Source organism: Lysobacter sp. Root76, from assembly GCF_001428685.1.
Taxonomy (GTDB): Bacteria; Pseudomonadota; Gammaproteobacteria; order Xanthomonadales; family Xanthomonadaceae; genus Lysobacter.
In genome coordinates this window covers 57,791-77,640 of sequence record NZ_LMIK01000006.1, presented here as the reverse complement: position 1 = coordinate 77,640, position 19,850 = coordinate 57,791, and the positions used below count along the sequence as shown (strand labels likewise).

Annotated in this window: 16 protein-coding genes; 6 read left to right on the top strand and 10 right to left on the bottom strand. The window is 69.9% G+C overall.

The window, feature by feature from the left end; all coding sequences use genetic code 11:
- Window positions 1–1,638, bottom strand: a complete 1,638-nt coding sequence (locus tag ASE10_RS12305) for a serine hydrolase (protein WP_056305622.1) — start codon at window positions 1,636–1,638, stop codon at window positions 1–3.
- Between the two features lie 150 nt (window positions 1,639–1,788).
- Here ASE10_RS12305 and ASE10_RS12300 point away from each other — a divergent pair, with 150 nt between their 5' ends.
- A complete protein-coding gene (locus ASE10_RS12300) occupies window positions 1,789–3,042 on the top strand; it encodes a TIGR03862 family flavoprotein (RefSeq protein WP_055906073.1) in 1,254 nt (417 codons plus the stop codon).
- A gap of 276 nt (window positions 3,043–3,318) precedes the next feature.
- Here the strand turns inward: ASE10_RS12300 and ASE10_RS12295 are convergent, their stop codons facing one another.
- From ASE10_RS12295 to ASE10_RS12285, 3 genes are all read right to left on the bottom strand, one after another.
- Window positions 3,319–4,167, bottom strand: a complete 849-nt coding sequence (locus tag ASE10_RS12295) for a GDSL-type esterase/lipase family protein (RefSeq protein WP_055906070.1) — start codon at window positions 4,165–4,167, stop codon at window positions 3,319–3,321.
- Window positions 4,164–4,793: a hypothetical protein gene (locus ASE10_RS12290; RefSeq protein WP_156087749.1), complete on the bottom strand. Its 630-nt coding sequence runs from the start codon at window positions 4,791–4,793 to the stop codon at window positions 4,164–4,166. Before ASE10_RS12290 ends, ASE10_RS12295 begins: the two co-directional genes overlap by 4 nt.
- A gap of 212 nt (window positions 4,794–5,005) precedes the next feature.
- On the bottom strand, window positions 5,006–5,746 hold the full coding sequence (locus ASE10_RS12285) for a sulfurtransferase (RefSeq protein ID WP_055906064.1): 741 nt from the start codon (window positions 5,744–5,746) through the stop codon (window positions 5,006–5,008).
- A gap of 118 nt (window positions 5,747–5,864) precedes the next feature.
- Here ASE10_RS12285 and ASE10_RS12280 point away from each other — a divergent pair, with 118 nt between their 5' ends.
- Window positions 5,865–6,176: an HPF/RaiA family ribosome-associated protein gene (locus ASE10_RS12280; protein ID WP_055906061.1), complete on the top strand. Its 312-nt coding sequence runs from the start codon at window positions 5,865–5,867 to the stop codon at window positions 6,174–6,176.
- A 1,309-nt stretch (window positions 6,177–7,485) separates the two neighbouring features.
- Here the strand turns inward: ASE10_RS12280 and ASE10_RS12270 are convergent.
- From ASE10_RS12270 to ASE10_RS12260, 3 genes are all read right to left on the bottom strand, one after another.
- The gene (locus ASE10_RS12270) at window positions 7,486–8,097 is read right to left on the bottom strand and encodes a hypothetical protein (RefSeq protein WP_200945869.1); all 612 of its coding nucleotides are present in this window, start codon (window positions 8,095–8,097) and stop codon (window positions 7,486–7,488) included.
- A gap of 360 nt (window positions 8,098–8,457) precedes the next feature.
- Window positions 8,458–8,922: an excalibur calcium-binding domain-containing protein gene (locus ASE10_RS21095; protein WP_056305316.1), complete on the bottom strand. Its 465-nt coding sequence runs from the start codon at window positions 8,920–8,922 to the stop codon at window positions 8,458–8,460.
- A gap of 138 nt (window positions 8,923–9,060) precedes the next feature.
- Window positions 9,061–15,738: a putative Ig domain-containing protein gene (locus ASE10_RS12260; RefSeq protein WP_162255277.1), complete on the bottom strand. Its 6,678-nt coding sequence runs from the start codon at window positions 15,736–15,738 to the stop codon at window positions 9,061–9,063.
- Window positions 15,739–16,033: 295 nt separating this feature from the next.
- Between ASE10_RS12260 and ASE10_RS12255 the strand changes: the two genes are divergently transcribed.
- Genes ASE10_RS12255 through ASE10_RS12240 form a run of 4 tightly spaced genes read left to right on the top strand, consistent with a single transcriptional unit; the run spans window position 16,034 to window position 18,248 of the window.
- Window positions 16,034–16,558, top strand: a complete 525-nt coding sequence (locus ASE10_RS12255; RefSeq protein ID WP_055906047.1) for a tail fiber protein — start codon at window positions 16,034–16,036, stop codon at window positions 16,556–16,558.
- A gap of 27 nt (window positions 16,559–16,585) precedes the next feature.
- Window positions 16,586–17,116: a tail fiber protein gene (locus ASE10_RS12250; RefSeq protein ID WP_055906044.1), complete on the top strand. Its 531-nt coding sequence runs from the start codon at window positions 16,586–16,588 to the stop codon at window positions 17,114–17,116.
- A 35-nt stretch (window positions 17,117–17,151) separates the two neighbouring features.
- Window positions 17,152–17,685, top strand: coding sequence for a tail fiber protein (locus ASE10_RS12245; RefSeq protein WP_055906041.1), 534 nt, complete (start codon window positions 17,152–17,154; stop codon window positions 17,683–17,685).
- A gap of 5 nt (window positions 17,686–17,690) precedes the next feature.
- Window positions 17,691–18,248: a GNAT family N-acetyltransferase gene (locus ASE10_RS12240; RefSeq protein WP_055906038.1), complete on the top strand. Its 558-nt coding sequence runs from the start codon at window positions 17,691–17,693 to the stop codon at window positions 18,246–18,248.
- A 137-nt stretch (window positions 18,249–18,385) separates the two neighbouring features.
- On the opposite strand, the gene ASE10_RS12235 is transcribed toward ASE10_RS12240, so the two are convergent.
- The 3 genes from ASE10_RS12235 to soxR form a co-directional block, all read right to left on the bottom strand.
- Entirely contained in the window at window positions 18,386–18,682 is a 297-nt protein-coding gene (locus ASE10_RS12235; RefSeq protein WP_055906036.1) for a hypothetical protein, read from the bottom strand.
- A gap of 75 nt (window positions 18,683–18,757) precedes the next feature.
- Window positions 18,758–19,267 (bottom strand): DUF1993 domain-containing protein, encoded by a 510-nt coding sequence (locus ASE10_RS12230; RefSeq protein ID WP_055906034.1) that lies wholly within the window; start codon window positions 19,265–19,267, stop codon window positions 18,758–18,760.
- 114 nt (window positions 19,268–19,381) lie between these two features.
- Window positions 19,382–19,834 (bottom strand): redox-sensitive transcriptional activator SoxR, encoded by a 453-nt coding sequence (gene soxR / locus ASE10_RS12225; protein ID WP_055906031.1) that lies wholly within the window; start codon window positions 19,832–19,834, stop codon window positions 19,382–19,384.
- Window positions 19,835–19,850 lie beyond the last annotated feature (16 nt).

Sequence of the window (19,850 nt, the reverse complement as noted above, 5' to 3'; positions counted from 1 at the left end):
TCAACCGCCGCTCTTGGGCTTCGCCGCCGCCGGCACCGGCATCAGGCGCAGATCCTGGAAATCGAAACTGAAATCGGTATTCGGCGACACCGCTTCCATCCGCATTTCGCGCACCGCGCCGTCGGGGGTGAGGGCGAAATCGACGAAGGCGTCGGCGTTGAGCCAGCGCTGGTCCCAACGCACCAGGAAGGTGTCGTGCTGCCAGTGCTGCAGTTCGCCGACCAGGTCGCGGCTGCGCGCGAAGCGCATGCGCAGCTTGCCGCCCTGCTGTTCGACCACCACGTCGCCGTACCAGGGATCGCGGTAGGTCGCGGCGTACTTGGCCAGCGCCAGCGAGGGCTTGCTGTCGGCGGCGCGCGCGGCCTGGTGTTGCTTCCAGTCGTCGTCGGCCTTGGCCTGCGACTTGGCCAGCGCGGCGCCGTAGGCGGCGGTCCAGTCGGTGCTCGGGCCGTCGAGGTAGGCGTCGAGCGCACGCATCGTCACCGCCTGGAACGCGCCCGGCAGCTCGGCGCTGGTCAGCACGACGATGCCCAGCTTGTGCTCGGGCACCAGGGTCACGCGCGAGACCATGCCCGGCCAGCCGCCGGTGTGCCAGACCAGTTTGCGGCCGCGGTAGTCCGACAGCTGCCAGCCTTCGCCGTAGCCGAGGAAATTCGGACGCACCGGCGCCAATTCCGGCACCGTGGGCTCGCTGATCGGCATCGGCGTGACGATCGACCACATCGCCTTCTGGCGCGCGGCGCTGAACAAGCGCTGTTCCTGGCCTTGGGCGTCGGTGTAAGTGCCGCCGGCGAGTTGCGCGCGCAGCCACTGGCTCATGTCGTGCACGCTCGAGTAGATGCCGCCGGCGCCGGACACGTTGCCCCAGGCCATGCGCGGCGCCGGTTGCAGGTCCTTGAAGTCGGCCTTGGCGTAGCCGGTGGCGACGTTGTCGCCGGGCTTGAGCGCATCGCTGTTGTAGCGGGTGTCGCGCATGCCCAGGGGTTCGAAAATGCGTGCGCGCAGGAAGCGTTCGTAGCTCTGCCCGCTGGCCTGTTCGATCACCAGCTGGGCGACGCCGTAGAGGATGTTGTCGTAGGCGTACTGGCCGCGAAAGCTGCCGCTGAGCGGTACGTCGCGCAGGCGCTGGGCGACTTCCAGCGTGCTGTAGTCGCTGCCGGGCCAGTACAGCAGGTCGCCCGCGCCCAGGCCCAGGCCGCTGCGGTGCGCCAGCAGGTCGCGTACGCGCATCTCGCGGGTGACGTAGGGATCGGCCATGCGGAACCACGGCAGGTGGTCGATCACACGGTCGTCCAGGCTCAGCTTGCCTTCGTCGGCCAGGATGGACAGCGAGGCCGAGGTGAAGGCCTTGGTGTTGGAGGCGATCGCGAACAGGGTGCGCGCGTCGACTTTCTCCGGGCGGTCGAGGCGGCGCTGGCCGTAGCCGCGCTCCAGCACGATGCGGCCGTCCTTGACGATCGCCACCGCGATCCCCGGCACGTCGAAGCGCTGGCGCACGCCTTCGACGTAGGCGTCGAAGTCCTGCAACTGCTCCGGCAGCGCTACCGGCGCCTGCGACGTCGCCGCCGGCGCGTTGCCGGCCAGCAGCGCGCCCAGCAGCAGAGCGGCGCCGCGCGCGCCGAGGTGGTTGGATCGCATCGTCGGCAACTCCCGGGCAGTGATGATCGCGGCCGACGATACCCGAAGCCGGCGTCGGCGACCCGGCACGGAGGTCATGGCCGCAGCGGCGCATGCACGGCGGCGCCTTCATAATGGCGCGCCGTGCACGACGGCGCCGTCCGACCTCCGATGACCGATGCCCCTCTTCCGCTGCCCGGCCTGGCCATCGTCGGCGGCGGCCCCGCCGGCCTGATGGCGGCCGAGGTCGCGCGCGCGGCCGGGGTCGAGGTCGATCTGTACGAAGCCAAGGGCTCGGTCGGACGCAAGTTCCTGATCGCCGGCAAGGGCGGGCTCAACCTCACCCACGCCGAGCCCCGCCCGGCTTTCGACTCGCACTACCGCGAGCGCGCGCCGCAGATCGCGCGCTGGCTGGACGCGTTCGACGCCGACGCCTTACGCGCGTGGGCGCGCGGGCTGGGCGTGGACACTTATGTGGGCAGCTCCGATCGGGTGTTCCCGATCGACCGCAAGGCCGCGCCCTTGCTGCGCGGCTGGGTACGGCGGCTGCGCGAGGACGGGGTGCGCTTCCACGTCCAGCACCGTTGGCTGGGCTGGAGCGAGGACGGCGCGCTGCGCTTCGCCACGCCCGAGGGCGAGCGCCGGGTGCGCGCCCGCGCGAGCGTGCTCGCGCTGGGCGGCGGCAGTTGGCCGGAGCTGGGTTCCGACGGTGCCTGGGCGCCGTGGCTGGCCGAACGCGGCGTCGACGTCGCGCCCTTGCAGCCTTCGAACTGCGGCTTCGACATCGCCTGGAGCGAGCACTTCGTCCAGCGCAACGCCGGCGCGCCGCTGAAACCGGTGATCGCGCAGTGGCGCGACGGCGACGGCCGCGAACATGCGCTGCAGGGCGAATGCGTGGCCAGCGCACACGGCATCGAGGGCAGCCTGATCTACGCGCTGTCGGCGCAACTGCGCGAAGCGATCGCGCGCGACGGCAGCGCGATGCTGTGGCTGGATCTGGCGCCCGGGCGCGAACTCGAACGACTGCAGGCCGAACTCGCGCGTCCGCGCGCCGGCCGCAGCTTCAGCGAACACCTGCGCCGCCAGACTGGCCTGAGCGGGGTCAAGGCGGCGCTGCTGCACGAGGTGCTGGATGCGCAAGCCAAGCAGGACCCGGCGCGAATCGCGGCGACGATCAAACGTCTGCCCTTGACCCTGCTGCGCGCGCGCCCGATCGCCGAGGCGATCAGCAGCGCCGGCGGCGTGCGCCTGGAAGCGATGGACGAGAACCTGCAGCTGCGCGCATTGCCTGGCGTGTACTGCGCCGGCGAGATGCTGGACTGGGAGGCGCCGACCGGCGGCTACCTGCTGACCGCGTGCTACGCCAGCGGCCTGATCGCGGGGCGCGCGGCGGTGGCGGCTCTGAGTGCGGCAGCGAAGGGCTGATCCACGCGGTGTGCGGCCGGTGGGCCGCGATGATGCGGGCGATGCCGGCGCGGTGATGCACAGGTTCCGAGGGCGTTGGGGGGCGATGCCGGCGCGGCAATGCACAGGTTCCGAGGGCGTTGGGATAGGAGCGGCGTGAGCCGCGACCGCGCAACGGCCGCAGGGTCGAGGTCGCGGCTCACGCCGCTCCTACCCCGAAGCTGAGCCTCAAAGCGAAACGGCCGCGCAGGCGGCCGTCGCGATCACGTTTCCAGCGCGCCGCAGCGCTCACGGCCCTCAGTGCTTCGGCGCGTCGCGCTGCGCGACGCAGACCTGGTTCACGCGCTGATCGACGGTCTTGGGATCTTCCAGCCAGGCTTCCAGGCCGTTGGCGCGCATCAGCAGGCTGGCGCGCTGGGCCAGCATGGCCGCGCCGCAGGCGCTGGGCGCGGCATCGTCGTCCACCGGCAGCACGTAGCGGGTGTTGCGGTTGGCCTGGACCAGTCGGTACTCGGTGTCGTCCACGAACAGGATCTTGGCGCCTTCCGGTCCGACCTCGCGCAGCAGCGATTCGCTGGCGCGCTGCATGTCCAGCAGCGCCACCTTGCGCTGCGTGGCCACCGCACGCACCACGTCGGCGTACGGGGTGTTGCCGATCTGCAGGCCGCCGGAGCGGAAATCCGGTTGCGCGACCTGGGTCAGCAGCACCGGGGTGGCGCCGCGCATGCGCGCCTCGTCGACGAAACGTTCGAGGTTGCCGCGGAACAGTTCCGGCGCGGTGTAGCGCTCCGGCAGCTTGGACTCGTCGTCCTGGCCGAAGGCGATGAACACGGTGTCGCCGGACTTGGTCGCGGTCATCAGTTGCGACCACAGGCCTTCGCCCAGGTAAGCGCGGCTGCTGCGGCCCTCGGCGGCGCGGTTTTCATACTCGACCACGTCGTTGCGCAGCAGCATCGGCAGGGCCTCGCCCCAGCCCGTGGCGGGACGTTGCCCGCCGTGACGGGGCGCCATCGCGCTGTCGCCGGCCACGCGCAGCGTGGGCGGCTGGCGCGGCATCGGCGGCGCCGCGATCGCGCTCGCACAACACAGGATCAGGGCGCCCAGGCCCAGCAGGCGGTGCGAAAACGAACGCGGCGAGGATGTCATCGGCTGGCGACCAGGTAGCTGGTGATGGCGCATACGCTCACGCCCTTGGCGCCGGGCGCGGGCAGGTCTTCGCCTTGCAGGGCGAGCACCTTGACCACTTCGCGCTCGCCTTCGCCGACCTTGGCCAGGGCGATGTAGGCGGTGGGCGCGCCGCCGCAGAAGGCGTTGGCGGGGTGATCGGTGGGCGGGGTCTGTTCGACTACGTGACGCAGTTCGACCGGCTGGCTGGCGTCGATCTGCATGGAAGCGGCATAGGTGGCGCCGGCGCTGTACTCGTCGCCGCCGGTGACCAGGGCCACGCGTTCGGTGCCGAAGCTGGCGCCGTTGGCGCCCTGCAGCTTGGCGTCTTCGATGTTGAGCTTGCCGGTGGCGGCGCTGGCGACCGGCGTGCCGGGTTCGAACTCGCCCAGGGCGACGGGCTTGATCACCGGCGGCGCGGCGCGTTCGACCGGGGCGGCGTTCGGGTCCGAGGAAGGCATCGCCGGCGGCGGTGCGGCGGTGGTGGATTCGGGCGCGGCGGCGCTCGCCGGCGCCTGCGGTTGGCAGGCGGTCAGGGCGACGGCGGCCAGGGCCAGACTCAGGGGCCAGGCAGGACGGAGAGCGGTCAGGGGCTGGATTAGACGCATCAGGGGTCCTTCGTACGGGGGCTGGAAGAGACGACCGTCGATCATAGCGGCCGCGTCGCCTCAGGTAACCCCTTGATTTGTCTGAATGGGATCGCCCGCCCGGTTTGCGGCGCGGCCCTCATGGGCCTGGGGATCCCCTGTCCTTGCTACGGAACAATACCGTTTTCGGCACGTTCGTGGTGCCGTTGCGGGTGCCAAATCAGGCAGCCGGGTCAGGTCGCCGGGTCAACCAACGGCTGCAACTGCGGGTCCAGAGCGACGCGCTCGTCGAACACGAAGCAGCGACCCTCGTAGTGGGCGCCGCCGACCCGCTCGAAGTAGCCCAGGATCCCGCCCTCGAGCTGGAGCAGGTTATCCATGCCGTCGTCGCGCAGCCACAGCGCGGCCTTCTCGCAGCGGATCCCTCCGGTGCAGAAACTGACCACGGTGGCGTCGGCCAGCGCCTCGCGATGCGGCGCCAGCGCCTCGGGCAGATCGACGAAGTTGTCGATCGGCAGGGTCAGGGCGCCGGCGAAACTGCCGTAGCCGACTTCCTCGCGGTTGCGGGTGTCCAGCAGCACCAGCCGGCGGCCGGCGTCGTCGTGGCCCCGATCCAGCCACTGCGCGAGCCGCTCCGGGGTCACCGCCGGGGCGCGCCGCTGCAGCGGCGCGCTGTCTTCGCGACGGAAGGTGACGATTTCGCCCTTGCGCTTGACCTTGAGGCGCGCGAACGGCTGGCTGCGGCTGTAGCTGGCCTTGACCGCGAGCCCGGCGAAGCGCGGGTCGGCGCGCAACTCGGCCAGGTAGCCGTCGATCGCGGCCTCGGCCCCGGCCAGGAACAGGTTCACGCCCTCCTCCGCCACCAGCACGGTGCCGCGCAGGTCGGCGGCCTCGGCGCGCTCGCGCAGGCGCGCGGCCAGGTCGTCGGGGTCGTCGATGCGGACGAAGTGGTAGGCGGCGATATTGAGCAACATCCGCGCATTTTACCCGCGCCGGCGTGCGGCCGCCTTCGCGCCGCCTGAAGGTCGGCGCGGCTAGCGTGATCCGCAGAGCGCGCCAGGGTGCCGTCGCTCCTACCCCACGGAGTTCCTCATGAAGGTACAGCTCAACACCGACAGCCACGTCCAGCACGACCCGTCCGTGCAACGCCACGTCGAGACCGCGATCGAACACAGCCTGGGCCGCTTCCGCGACCAGATCACCCGGGTCGAGGTCCACCTCAGCGACGTCAACGCCGGCAAACCCGGCAACGACGACAAGCGCTGCCTGATCGAGACGCGCCTGGAAGGCCGGCCGCCGGTCACGGCCAGCGACGATGCGGACACGGTCAAGGCCGCGGTGGATGGCGCGGCCAGGAAGATGCAGCGGGTGTTGGATAGCGCGCTGGGCAAGCTGCAGCAGTAGGGCGCGGTTTCGGACGGGCGAAGCGATCGCGCTCGGCGACCGCGCTGCGCAGTTGCTGCATCGGGATCCATCGCAGCTAGCGCGCGGACGCGGCCGGCCCGGGTTCGCAATGGCGCTTGAGCGCTTCGGGGCCGTTGCCGTTGCTGTTGCTGTTGCCGTTGCCGTTGCTGTTGCTGTTGCTGTTGCTGTTGCTGTTGCTGTTGCTGTTGCTGTTGCCGTTGCATTGAAATCCATTGCGCCGCACTCGCCCAGCCCCACTCAGACCCGAAGGGCGGCGCGCAGGACGCGCGCCGTTTTTCGAGGAACAGGATGTTCCTTCGAAAAATCCCCGCNTGCGCCGCACTCGCCCAGCCCCACTCAGACCCGAAGGGCGGCGCGCAGGACGCGCGCCGTTTTTCGAGGAACAGGATGTTCCTTCGAAAAATCCCCGCGCCACCTCCGATCTCGCAAGGGAGGGTTGTCTAGGCAAGCCCTTCTCTTTGGTTACTTTCTCTTGGGCTAGCAAGAGAAAGTGACCCGCATGCGCAGCGGGCGGAAGCTGTTGCTTAAGAACGAAACCCCCGCAGCAAACGGAATTCGCAATCGCGGCTTACGCCGCTCCCACAGGAAGCAGACCCGGAGCGAAACCCCGCCAACAGACGGAGGTCGCGGTCGCGGCTTACGCCGCTCCTACCCCAAGGCGAGTGGCAAGAGAAAGTGACCCGCACGCGCAGCGGGCGGAAGCTGTTGCTTAAGAACGAAACCNCGCGGTCGCGGCTTACGCCGCTCCTACCCCAAGGCGAGTGGCAAGAGAAAGTGACCCGCACGCGCAGCGGGCGGAAGCTGTTGCTTAAGAACGAAACCCCCGCAGCAAACGGAATTCGCAATCGCGGCTTACGCCGCTCCCACAGAAAGCAGAAGGAAATCGGAAGCGAAACCATCGCCGGCAAGCGAAGTTCGCGGTCGCGGCTTACGCCGCTCCTACCCCAAGGCGGGTGGCCAGAGAAAGTGATCCGCTCGCGCAGCGGGCGGAAGCCTTTGATCCAAAGAAGCGAAGCCATCGCAGAACCCCGGAGTTCGCGATCGCGGCTCACGCCGCTCCCACAGAAAGCAGAAAGCGAAGCCGATCCGAATCGAAACTCGCGCAGCAGCCGAAGGTCGCGGTCGCGGCTCACGCCGCTCCTACCCCAAGGCCAGAGCGGAACAGGCGCGGCCGTCGGACTGGCGATCGCGGCTCACGCCGCCTCCACAGAAAGCCGCAGCGGAGCAAAAGCGAGTCCGCCCCGCCCCTCCATTTCATCCACCCGCTCTTCCATTTCAAAGGAGGAAGTCACCGCTTGGTCGTAATCGCCCGGCGCAAATTATTCCGCGCCGCCGCATCGTAACGCCCGTGGTAGAAGTCGCTGAGATAGATGCGCTCGCGCTTCAGCAGGCCTTTGAGGAAGCGTCGCCGATTGAGCCGGAACAGCGGCCCCGGCACGTGCCCGCGGTACTCCGACGCGATCCCGCGGTCGTAGGCGTCGAACGCTTCCGGCGCCGCGCCGAGGATGGCCATGTCCCCGTCCAGGAACAGCGCCGCCTCCGCGTCCACCTGCTCCGGCGCGAGCTGGCCGTGGCTCGCGGTGAGGTCGATCAGCTCGACCACCCGCCGCACGTCGATGCCGGCATCCGGCAGGTAACGGGCGATGTGGGCGACCGCCAGTTCGGCCGAGCGCGCCTCGTTGTCGCGCCGCCCGGCCTGGTAGATGGCGTCGTGGTACAGCACCGCCAGCGCGACCTCGACCGGCTGAGTCCAGCCCGGTCCCGCCGCGACTTCGCCGTAGTGGCGCAGCACTTCGCGGACGTGATCGAAGTTGTGGTACGCCCGCGGCGGCGTGGCGTAGGCGGCTTCCAGCGCGGTCCATTGCTCGGGCGGCAGCGAAATCGGCAGATCGACGGGCAGTTCGGGCGACATCGGTGGCTGGGCTTGAGCGAGTGCGCCCATCTTGGCACCGAACGCGTTCGTCGCGCGCGAATGCCGCCGCGCGCCGGTATCGCGTGCCGCGTCGCGGCCCCTGCCCTCACATCGCCACATGCGGACGCCGTCGCACTTGCGGCCTCGCGACACCGCAGCTCGTCTCGCTCGGCCCTGCCCTTACATCGCCGCGTGCGAACGCCGTCGCGCTCGTGTGGTCTTGCGTATCTCAGCTCATCTCCCTCGGCGCTGCCTTCGCATCGCCGTGCGTAGTGCCGCAGGCGCACGACGGACCGGCGATACAGCAGATGGGGCCGCCAGGCCCTGCCCTCGCATCCGTCGCGCGGATCAACGGCCGCGATACGGCTCGCAGCCGATACCGTCGTTGTCGCGATCCAGGTGCGGACCGTAACCGGGGTCGCCGCGGCGGACCGGTGCGGCGCCGGCGGCGCGCGCCTCGGTGCAGTTGCGATAGGCGCCGAACGACGGCATCGCCCCCGCAGGCGCGTAGCCCTCTGCAGCGGGCGCCGGGCGCGGCTTGCGTAGCCGCGGATGGTCGCGGATCGGCGAGCCCCTGGGTTCGGCTGCGGGCACGTACGGGTTCGCGTGCGGGTTCGTGTACGGCGTCGGCGCCGGTCGCCGGCGTGGCGCCGCGGCATCGCGCGGCGCGGACGCACCGCCGTGGCAGTGGTAGCCGCCGTTGCGGCGGTCGTGGTGGCAGCCGTGACGGTCCAGGCCGCCGCCGTGCGCGGACGCGGGCGGCGCGCACAGCGCCGTCAGCACGATCGCACAGCAGGCGGATCGCCAGCGCATGCGCGCCTCCCTTGCGCGCCCCCGGGCCGGCTGGGCCCGGCGGGCACCGAATAAAGTGCCGGCGCGGCGTTCACGGTGACGCCGCGCCGGCGTTCCTGAGAACAGGCGGACGCGGTGTCGCCGCGCCCGCCGGCTCGATCAGTACTTCTTTTCCAGGTTCAGCAGGATGCCATGGTCCGTATCGTCGCCGCTGCCGAACAGACCGCGGTATTCCAAGCGCAGGGTGAAATCGCGCTCGGTGTGCAGGATCGCGCCCAGTCCGAACACGAACCGGTTGCGCTCCAGCCCCTCGATCTCGGCCCGGTAGAACGGACCGGCCAGCAGGTCGGCGTAGCTCATGGTGACGGAGCTGTCGTCCTGGAAGTCGTGCTGGTACTCCAGGCGCAGCTGCGGCGAGAAGGTGCCGTAGCTGACCGGGATGCGGTAATCCATGCGCAGGCCCAGGCTGGCCGTGGTGGTGTCGACGTCCTGGTCCTGGTACCGCAGCGCGTAGATCGCGTCGCCCTGTTCGGTGTAGCCGTCCAGGGTGGCGCGGGCGATGTCGACGCGGGCGTAAGGCGAGATGTGCAGACGGTCGCGCTGGTAGTCGCCGCCGGCCGAGATCGACGCGAACCACTGCTTGCCGTCGCGTTCGCCGCGCACGCGCGCGCCGTTGGCGGTGACGTAGCGGCGCGAGTCGAACGACATCCACTGGTAGCCGACCAGACCGTCGAGGAAGAAGGTCTCGCCCGGGTGGTAGCTGCCGTAGGCCGCCAGGGTGTAGCTCTTGGCGTCGCTGCGGCTGCCGTTCTGGCCGACATCGGTGTTGTCGCGGCCGTAACCGATGCCGCCGCCGATCGCGAACGCGTCGCTGATGCGGGTGTCGACGCCGGCGCTGATGCCGGTGGTTTCGAAGTCGAAACCGGCGCTGCCCGAACGGCTGTCGCGGTCGCCGCTGTTGAGCGCGCCGCCGGTCCAGATCGTGAACGAACCGGCGTCGCTGTCGCGCGGCGCGGCCGAGGCCTCCACCGGTGCGGCGTCGTCGCGGGTCGCGGCCTGGCGGCAGTCGCTGCCCGGGGTGCGGCGCACGTCGTCGCGGCAACGGCGGTCGACGCCGAAGCTGATCCGGTTCTGGAAGCGGCCGCCCTCTCCGTTGCCGCCGTGCATGCCTTCCATACGCTGCTGGAAGTTGCCGATCTGCGAGTTGGCGAAGCGGCGCGCGGCCGAGGTCTGGGCGCCGAGCAGGCCCATGACTTCCGCGTCCTGGGTCGGATCCGGGCGCGCGGCGACGTCGATGTCGATGGTCGCCGGCGCCGAAGTCGCGAACGCGTTGGCCAGGGTGAAGGTGACCGTGGCGGTGCCCGAGAACGCGGTGTTCGGCGTGTAGGTGAGGCGGTAGCTCGCGCTCGCGCCGCTGCCGACCTGGGCGATGGTCGCGGTGCCGGAAGACGCCGGCGACAGCGACACCAGGGTGGCGGCGGTGAACGGGCCGCCGGTCGCCCCGGCGGTCAGATCGACCACGACCGGCGTGCCGGCGATGGTGCTGACCCGGCGCGAGACCGCGACCGGCACCGGATTGACGGTGATGGTCGCCGTCAACGGCGCCGACGGACCGAACGCGTTGTTGAGCGTGTAGCCGATGGTGACCGTGCCCGAAGCGCTGGCCGGCGGCGTGTAGACGATGTTGGTGCCGCCGACCACCGCCGTGCCCACGCTGGGCGCGGTGAGGATGGTGACGCCGGTGTACGGGCCGCCGCTGGCGCCGACGGTGGTGTCGATGGTGACCGGCTGACCGGCCAGGGTGGTCGCGGTCTGCGGCTGGCCGACCGGCACCGGCAACGGCGTCACCGTGATCGAGACCGTGGCCGCGGCCGAGGTGCCGCCGGGGCCGATCGCGGTGTAGGTCAGCGAATCGGGACCGAAGTACGCAGTGGCCGGGGTGTAGACGATGTTGAGGCCGCTGACCACGGCGGTGCCGTGCGCCGGCGCCGAGGCGATCGCGATGGACGTGATCACGCCGGTGTCGTTGGCGGTGACGGCGATGGTGACCGGCTGCTGCGCGAGCGTGGTCGCGGTGTCGTTCACGGCCACCGGCACGGCGTCGGCGATCACCAGGGTGTAGCTCACCGTGGCGTTGTAGCCGGCGTCGTCGGTGGAACGGACCGCCACGGTGTAGCTGCCGGCGGTGGTCGGGGTGCCGCTGAAAACGCCGGCCGAGCTGAAGGACACGCCGACCGGCAGGCTGCCCGAGACGATCGAGTAGGTGTACGGGGCGATGCCGCCGCTGCTGCTCAGGCTCTGCGAGTACGCCACGCCGACGGTACCGCCGGGCAGGCTCGCCGGCGTGATCACCACCGTCGCCGGGGCGATGGTGAAGGTGTACACGCGGCTGGCGTTCTGGCCGTTGCTGTCGGTCGAGCGCACGGTCAGGCTGAAGTTGCCGTCGGAGCGCGGGATGCCGGACAGCGCGCCGGCCGAGCTGAAGCTCATGCCGATCGGCAACGCGCCGCTGAGCAGCGAGTAGCTGTACGGCGCGACACCGCCGGTGGAGCTGAGCTGGGCGCTGTAGGCCGTGCCCGCGGTGCCGTTGGGCAGCGCCGGCGGATCGATGGTGATGGCCGGCGTGGCCACGACGATGGTGTAGCTCTGCTGCAAGGCGAACGGTGCGCCGGCGCCGGTGCTGGCGTCGGTGACCCGGATCGTCACGTTGTAGTTGCCCGGCACGGTCGGCGTGCCGCTGAGCACACCGGCCGAGCTGAAGCTCACACCGACCGGCAGCGAGCCGGCGGCCAGCGAGAAGCTGTACGGACCGGTGCCGCCGCTGGCGGCGAAGTTGATGGTCGTGGCGGCGCCGTAGTTCATCGGCAGGTTGCCGGCGGCCGGGGTCATGCTCAAGGTCGGCGCGCCCACGCTCAGGGTGAAGGCCTGGCCGACGGTGAACGGACCATTGCCGCTGCTGGAGTCGGTCGCGCTGGGCGTGATCGTGAACGAACCCGCTGCGGTCGGCGTGCCCGACACGGTGAGGCTGTTGGCGGTGGTGCCGGTGACGCTCAGGCCCGCCGGCAGACCGGTGATGCCGTAGCCGGAGAACGGCTGGGTGCCGCCGTTCCAGCTGAAGGTCTGGCTGTAGGCGACGCCGATCTGCGCGGCCAGCGGACCGCTCGCGGTCACGGTGATGGCCGGGTTGGAGACCGTGATGGTCACGGTGGCCGGCGCCGAAGTGCCGGCACCGTTGGTCGCTGTGTAGGTGAAGCTGTCCGGACCGGCGTAACCGGCGGTCGGGGTGTAGGTGATGCTGGTGCCGCTGGCGACCGCGGTGCCGTGCGCCGCTGCCGTAGCGACCGCCACCGAGGCCGGAATGCCGCCGGTGATGTTCAGTGTGATCGGATTGGCGCTGCTGCCGTAGGCGACCGTGGCCGAAACCGGATTGGCCACCGGTACGATGTCGGCGATCTGCAGGGTGTAGCTCTGCGGGGCGGACGTGTACGGGCCGCTGCCGGTGCTGCTGTCGGTCGCGACCACGCCGAAGGTGTAGCTGCCCGGCGCGGTCGGCGTACCGCTGACGAGGCCGGCGCTGCTGAGCGAGATGCCCGGAGGCAGAGCGCCGCTGCTGAGTGCATAGGTGTACGGCGCGGTGCCGCCGCTGGCGCCGTTGAGCGTGGCGCTGTAGGCGACGGTCCGGGTCGCGTTCGCCAGGCTGGTCGGCGGCAGGATCACGGTCGCGGCCGTGACCAACACCGTGTACGAGTTCGAACCGGTGTACGGGCCGCTGCCGGTGCTGCTGTCGGTCGCGGTGACGGTGAAGTTGAAGGTGCCGCCCGCGCTCGGCGTGCCGCTGAGCGTGCCGTTGCTGGCCAGGCTCAGGCCGGTCGGCAAGGCGCCGGCGGTGACCGCGAAGCTGTAGCCGGTGGTGCCGCCCGATGCGGTGATGGTCTGGCTGTAGGCCTGGGCCACGCCGCCGTTGGGCAGGGTCGCCGGTGCGACGCTGACCGTCGCCGCGCTCACGCTCAGGCTGTAGGCGCGCGAACCGTTCTGCGAGTGGTTGTCGGTGGCGGTGACGGTGAAGTTGAAGGTGCCGCCCGCGGTCGGCGTGCCGCTCAGGGTGCCGGTGGAGCTCAGCGTGAGGCCGGCCGGCAAGGTGCCGGCGGTCACCGCATAGGTGTACGGCGCAATACCGCCGCTGGCGCTCAGCGCTTCGCTGTAGGCCGTGGCGACCTGCGCGCCCGGCAAGGTGGCCGGTGCGATCGCGATCGTCGGCGCGGCCACCTGCAATACGTAGTTCTGGGTGCGCGCGAACGGTGCGCCCGCGCCGGTGGAGCTGTCGGTCGCCCGCACCGAGAAGGTGAACAGACCGGTGACGGTCGGCGTGCCCGCCAGCACGCCGGTGTTGGCGTCCAGGCTGAGGCCGGCCGGCAATGCGCCTGCCGACACCGCATAGGTGTAGGCCGGCGTGCCGCCGCTGGCGACGAAGGTCTGGCTGTAGGCCGTCCCGTAGGACGCGGACAAGGTGCCGGCGGCCGGCGTCATGCTCAGGGTCGGTGCGCTCACCGTCAGGGTGAAGGCCTGCGAGATGGTGAACGGACCGTTGCCGGTGCTGGAGTCGGTCGCGCTGGGCGTGACCGTGAACGAACCCGCCGCGGTCGGCGTGCCCGACACGGTGACGCTGTTGGCGGTGCTGCCGGTGATCAGCAGGCCCGGCGGCATGCCGGTGACGCTGTAGCCGACGAACGGCTGGGCGCCGCCGTTCCAGGTGAAGGTCTGACTGTAGGCGACGCCGATCTGCGCGGTCAGCGGACCGCCCGCGGTCACGGTGATGGTCGGGTTGCCGACCGTGATGGTCACCGTGGCCGGCGCCGACGTGCCGGCGCCGTTGGTCGCGGTGTAAGTGAAGCTGTCGGGACCGGCGTAACCGGGATTGGGCTGATAGGTGATCGTGGTGCCGCTGGCGATCGCGGTGCCGTTGGCCGGCGCGGTGCCGATCGCGACCGAGGTCGGAACGCCGCCGGTGATGTTCAGCGCGATCGGATTGGCGCCGCTGTTGTAGGCGATCGAGGCCGAGATCGGATTGGCCACCGGCGGGATGTTGATGATCTGCAGCGTATAGCCGCGCGGCGCCGAGCTGTAGGCGCCGGTGCCGGTGCTGCTGTCGGTCGCGGTCACGGCGAAGTTGAACGTGCCCGATGCGGTCGGCGTGCCCGACAGCACGCCGGTGCTGGCGGCCAGGGTGATGCCCGGCGGCAAGGCGCCGGCGGTGACCGCATAGGTGTACGGCGCGGTGCCGCCGCTGGCCGGATTGAGCGTGGCGCTGTAGGCCAGGTTCTGCGTGCCGTCGGCCAGGGTGGTGGCCGGCAGGTTGATGGTCGGCGGTGCGATCACCAGGCTGTAGGCGCGCGACCCGGTATGCGGCGCACCGGTGCCGGTGCTGCTGCCGGTCGCGGTCACGGTGAAGTTGAAGGTGCCGCCCGCGGTCGGCGTGCCGCTGACGGCGCCGGTGCTGGCGTTCAGGGTGACGCCGGCCGGCAGCGCGCCGGCGGTGATCGCGAAGGTGTACGGCGAGATACCGCCGCTGGCGCTGACGGTCTGGCTGTAGGCCGCCGCGACCGTGCCGTTGGGCAAGGTGGTCGGCGCGACCACGATCACCGGCGGCGCCACGACCAGGGTGTAGGCGCGCGTGCCGGAGAAGCTGTTGGCGTCGGTCGCACGCACCGTGAAGTTGAAGGTGCCGGCCGCGGTCGGCGTGCCGGTCAGGGCGCCGGTGGTGGTGTTGAGACTCAGCCCGGCCGGCAAGGCGCCGGCGGTGATCGCGAAGGTGTAAGGCGCGGTGCCGCCGCTGCCGGTCAAGGTCTGGCTGTAGGCGGCGCCGACGGTCGCGCCCGGAACGGTGGCCGGGTTGACCACGATGGTCGGCGCGACCACGACTGTCAGGGTGACCGTCTCGACTTCGAAATACGAGCCCACGCCGGTGCTGCTGTCGGTAACGCGGATGCCGAAGCTAAAGGTGCCCAGGGTGGTCGGCGTGCCGCTCAGGGTCGCGCCGCTCAGGCTCAGGCCGGGCGGCAGCGGACCGGAAACGACCTCATGCGCATAGGTATACGGAGCGACGCCGCCGGTGGTGCTGAAGGTCACCGAATAGGGGATGCCCTGGGCCGCGTTCGGCGGCGTGGACGGGACGATCTGCAAGCTCGGGTTGGCGACGGTGGGCGTGTAGGTCTTCACGCCGCTGGCGCTGGTGCTGTCGGTGGCGCGGATCGAGAAGCTGTGCGGGCCGCGGGCAGTCGGGGTGCCGCTGATCACGGCCCCGCTCAGAGTCAGCCCGGCCGGCAATGCACCGCTGTCGAGCGTGTAGGTGTAGGGAGCGGTGCCGCCGGTGGCGGTCAGGGTCGTGCTGAAGGGCGTGCCCGCGGTCAGGCTGACGGTCGCCGGGCCGATCACGATGCTCGAGGCCGGGCCGATGGCCACGGTGACGGTGATGTCGCCGCCGAGGTCGTCCTGGAACACGAAGGTGTCGGTGGTCGCGCTGTCGCCGTTATGCGAATAGGTCAGCGGAATGTTGCCGGGCGACTGCGCGCCGATGGTGCGCGTGCCGTGCGGCGTGGCCGCGGTCCCGGCGGTGATGCCGAAGCCGCCGTGGCAGTGGTCGACGTTGATGGTCTGCGAACCGCTGTGCGCGACCGACATGCTCAGGGTCGGGCAGAACGTGGACGGCGCCGCCGCTGCCATCTGCGGCCACAGGCTGGCCAGGCACAGCAGCGCGGTGGCGAACCAGGAGAACAAGGAAGTGAATACGTGCGAAGGCGCACGCGGCGTCTCCACGCTGTGCGCTGAAAGCTGATGCATGTTCTGCCCCTGTTGGCACCGCACGAGCTCGATCGGCCGCTGGCTGTCGAACCGTCCGGCGAGACTCGAATCCTTGTCCGCGGACATCGGGCTGACGCCCGAGCCGCACCCCTTGCGAACTGCTCTCCCTTCATTCAATCAGGAATCGATCCGCAAATAAAGTGCCACCCACTTCACAGATTTTTATGCTGCACTGCCACAAAAAATTCGCTTGTACGGCGCACGGAGTGTGAGCGAGAGTAGCGAGCGCACCGGACATGACGTCCCGTGCCACCATCCTTTTGGGGGAAAAGGTATGACCGAAGTATTCCTCGGGCAGATCATGCTCACGGGGTTCCAGTTCGCGCCCAAGGGTTTTGCCCTGTGCAACGGGCAGATCCTGTCGATCGCCCAGAACCAAGCGCTGTTTTCCTTGCTCGGCACCACCTACGGCGGCAACGGCACTACCAACTTCCAACTGCCCAACATGCAGTCGCGCACCCCGGTGGGCTTCGGCAATTCGGTCGATGGGGGCTGGAATCCGGCGCCGTATCAGCTGGGCGAGACCGGCGGCGTCGAGAACGTCACCCTGCTCGCTACGCAGATGCCGACGCATACGCACATGGTCAGCGGCAACACCACGGCGGGCGCGATCCGCAATCCGACCAACGGCCTGTACGGCACCAACAGCGCCTCGATCTTCGGCCCCTCCTCGGGCGCCCAGGTCGCGCTGCAAGGCATCGGCATGACGGGCAACAGCCAGCCGCACAGCAACATACAGCCCTACACGACGATCAATTTCGTGATCGCGCTGGTCGGCATCTACCCGTCGCGCAACTGACGCCCTAGCCATCTACAGGAGTTCCCTATGAGCACCCCTTACGTCGGAGAAATCCGTATGTTCGGCTTCGGCCGCGTGCCCAACGGCTGGTTCAGCTGCGACGGTTCGCTGCAGCCCATCAGCGAGTACGAAGTGCTGTACACCCTGATCGGCACCACCTACGGCGGCGACGGCCAGTCCACCTTCGCCCTGCCCGACCTGCGCGGCCGCGCGCCGATCCACCAGGGCACCGGCCTGGGCCTGAGCACCTACGTGCTCGGCCAGAGGGCCGGCACCGAGAGCGTGACCCTGCTGACCCAGCAGCTGCCCAGCCACAACCATGCGCTGATGGCCACCACGGCCGCCGCCAGCACCGGCGCGGTCGGTGTGACGGTGCAACCGGCCACGGTGTCGGGCGACACCATGTACGTCACCGACATCACCGGCGCCACCGGCGCCGCGCTCGCCCCGGCCGCGATCTCGAGCAGCGGCAACACCCAGCCGCACGACAACCTGATGCCCACGTTGACGGTGGGGTACTGCATCGCCTGGGCCGGCATCTTCCCGTCGCAGAGCTGAGCGGCCGCCGCGGACCATCATTCGAGGACATCACCATGACCGAACCTTTCATCGGCGAAATCCAGCTGTTCGGATTCAATTTCGCGCCGCGCGGCTGGGCGTCGTGCACCGGCGCCACCATGGCCATCCAGCAGAACACCGCGCTGTTCGCGCTGCTGGGCACCCAGTACGGCGGCAACGGCCAGACCACGTTCCAGTTGCCCAACTTCGTCAACCGTGCCGCCTGCAACCAGGGCCAGGGTCCCGGACTCACGCCGCGCAGCATGGGCGAAGTGTTCGGCTCCAACAGCGTGACCCTGACCCAGGGCGAGATGCCGGCGCACGGCCATACGCTGACCGCCTACAACCAGCCCACCGGCGCTTCGCGCACCAGCACGCCGGCCCCCAACAACTTCCTGGGCATCCCGACCTCCAGCAACCCCTTCATCGGGAATGTGGCGCCGAACGTGCAGTTCGCTCCGGTCATGTGCGGCCCGGCCGGCGGCGGCCAGCCGCACGAAAACCGCCAGCCGTACCTCGCGTCGAACTTCTGCATCGCCTTGCAGGGTATTTTCCCGAGCTTCCCTTGACGGCAATGCAGGCGACGTCGCCGCTACCGCCGTTTCCGCAAGGCCGCGACGACCGCCTGGCGACACCCGCGCTCCTGTGCGAGCGCGGGTTCGCATTGCGCCCCGCGCGCGACGACGACCTGCCCTGGCTGCGCACGCTCTACGCCAGTACCCGAGCCGAGGAACTCGCGCCCGTGCCCTGGCCCGACGAGGCCAAGCGCGCCTTTCTCGACAGCCAGTTCGCGCTCCAGCATCAGCATTACCTGCACCACTACGCCGACGCCGACTTCCTCGCCATCGAGCGCGAAGGCACGCCGGTCGGGCGCTACTACCTGCAACGGCGCGCGCCCGATCATCTGATCGTCGATATCAGCCTGCTGCCCGCCGCACGCGGCCAGGGCATCGCCAGCGCCTTGATCGAACACAGCCAGCACGACGCCGCCGCGCTCGGCCGCGGCCTGCACCTGCATGTGTCGTCCGACAATGCGCAGGCGCAGCGCCTGTACCAGCGCCTGGGTTTCGTCCTGCTCGAAGACGGCGGCGCCTACCGGCGCCTGCGCTGGCCCCCGCAGGGCGCGCTCTAGCTCTGGGGTAGGAGCGGCGTAAGCCGCGACCGCGCCCCCACGCCCACCGCGCCGATCGCGATCCGCACCGGATTAGCAGCGCCTCAGATCGGGCTTGGATCACCGAGCGAGCGCGAGCGTTCCAGCCCGCCCCGCCCTCAGTTGAAAATCGCCTGATACAAAAACCCTTCGCGCTCGCGCGCGACCGGCACCAGGAAGATCCCGACCTCGCCCACGCTTTCGTGGCGCATCAGATAGGTCTGCTGCGGGAACAGAAACGCCGAGGCATTGCGAAACAGCAACGAGAACGGCGCGCGCGCCGCGCCCGGCACGACCTGGCTGCTCTGCAAGGCCCGCGCCTCGACCAGCACGAACGGCACCTCGCCGTCGTTCAGCGCGGCCGAGAAGGTCTCGTTCACGTGGCGGGCGAAATGATCCAGCGTCAGCAGTTCCATGCGGCTTCCCCTCAAAGCTGGAACGCATGGTCGCCGCGCCGCGCGCGCGATGCAAGCGCGCGCGGCGCGCGAGGCTCAGTACTGGCCCATGTAGTCGCGCTTGCCGACCTCGACGCCGTTGTGGCGCAGGATCGCGTAGGCGGTCACGACGTGGAACTGGAACTGCGGCAGACCGTAATGCAGCAGATAGTCGTGGCCGACGAAGCGGCGCTCCTTGGGCGTGCCCGGACGCAGCACCACTTCACGCTCGTGGGCGCCGTCGAACAGCACCGGCTCCAGGCTGTCGATGAACGCGGTGGTCTTAGCGACCAGCGCCTGCAACTGTTCGAAGCTGCGCTCGGAATCGTCGTACACCGGCACTTCCGCGTCGGCCAGGCGCGCGCTCACGCCCTTGGCGAAGTCGCAGGCGATCTGGACCTGGCGCAGCAGCGGAAACATGTCCGGGTACAGGCGCGACTGCAGCAGCACGTCCGGCTCGATCTTCTTCTCGACCGCGTGGGCCTGGGCCTTGTCGAGCAGCGCGGCGAGGCTGCCGAGGAACTGCTTGAACACGGGGACGGAGGCGGCGTGCATGGAAACGGTCATGGCGGGACTCGTGGGGAAAGCGACCATGGTACGACGGCGACCGGCGCCGACCGCGCGCGCATGCGTGGATCGATGCGTCCTGCCGGTGCGCTGTGGCGATGCCCGGGTGCGGCCTCAATCCGCCGGCGCATGCTCCCAACGCTGCGCACCCTGCCCGTCCTCGGCCAGCACGTCGCCCGGATTGGCCAGGCGGCAGCGGTCGATCGACAGACAGCCGCAGCCGATGCAATCGTCCAGGGTGTCGCGCATCTGGCTGAGTTTCTGGATGCGCTCGTCCAACTCCTCGCGCCAGGCCGCCGACAGCCGCTCCCAGTCCTTGCGCGTCGGCGTGCGTCCGTCGGGCAAGGTCGAGAACGCCTGCAGGATCGTCGCCAGCGGCATGCCCACGCGCTGGGCGACGCGGATGATCGCGATCCGGCGCAGCATGTCGCGACCGTAGCGGCGCTGGTTGCCGGCGGTGCGCTGGCTGTGGATCAGGCCCTTGGTCTCGTAGAAATGCAGGGTCGACACCGCCACGCCGCTGCGCTGCGCCATCTGCCCCACGCTGAGCTCGGTATTCGCGACCATGCGCTTGACCTGAAGT

Excerpts from the sequence above, each read along its gene's own strand:
- ASE10_RS12305 (WP_056305622.1), bottom strand. The coding sequence starts at position 1,638 with ATGCGATCCAACCACCTCGGCGCGCGCGGCGCCGCTCTGCTGCTGGGC.
- ASE10_RS12300 (WP_055906073.1), top strand. The coding sequence starts at position 1,789 with ATGACCGATGCCCCTCTTCCGCTGCCCGGCCTGGCCATCGTCGGCGGC.
- ASE10_RS12295 (WP_055906070.1), bottom strand. The coding sequence starts at position 4,167 with ATGACATCCTCGCCGCGTTCGTTTTCGCACCGCCTGCTGGGCCTGGGC.
- ASE10_RS12290 (WP_156087749.1), bottom strand. The coding sequence starts at position 4,793 with ATGCGTCTAATCCAGCCCCTGACCGCTCTCCGTCCTGCCTGGCCCCTG.
- ASE10_RS12285 (WP_055906064.1), bottom strand. The coding sequence starts at position 5,746 with ATGTTGCTCAATATCGCCGCCTACCACTTCGTCCGCATCGACGACCCC.
- ASE10_RS12280 (WP_055906061.1), top strand. The coding sequence starts at position 5,865 with ATGAAGGTACAGCTCAACACCGACAGCCACGTCCAGCACGACCCGTCC.
- ASE10_RS21095 (WP_056305316.1), bottom strand. The coding sequence starts at position 8,922 with ATGCGCTGGCGATCCGCCTGCTGTGCGATCGTGCTGACGGCGCTGTGC.
- ASE10_RS12260 (WP_162255277.1), bottom strand. The coding sequence starts at position 15,738 with ATGCATCAGCTTTCAGCGCACAGCGTGGAGACGCCGCGTGCGCCTTCG.
- ASE10_RS12255 (WP_055906047.1), top strand. The coding sequence starts at position 16,034 with ATGACCGAAGTATTCCTCGGGCAGATCATGCTCACGGGGTTCCAGTTC.
- ASE10_RS12250 (WP_055906044.1), top strand. The coding sequence starts at position 16,586 with ATGAGCACCCCTTACGTCGGAGAAATCCGTATGTTCGGCTTCGGCCGC.
- ASE10_RS12245 (WP_055906041.1), top strand. The coding sequence starts at position 17,152 with ATGACCGAACCTTTCATCGGCGAAATCCAGCTGTTCGGATTCAATTTC.
- ASE10_RS12240 (WP_055906038.1), top strand. The coding sequence starts at position 17,691 with ATGCAGGCGACGTCGCCGCTACCGCCGTTTCCGCAAGGCCGCGACGAC.
- ASE10_RS12235 (WP_055906036.1), bottom strand. The coding sequence starts at position 18,682 with ATGGAACTGCTGACGCTGGATCATTTCGCCCGCCACGTGAACGAGACC.
- ASE10_RS12230 (WP_055906034.1), bottom strand. The coding sequence starts at position 19,267 with ATGACCGTTTCCATGCACGCCGCCTCCGTCCCCGTGTTCAAGCAGTTC.
- soxR (WP_055906031.1), bottom strand. The coding sequence starts at position 19,834 with ATGGTCGCGAATACCGAGCTCAGCGTGGGGCAGATGGCGCAGCGCAGC.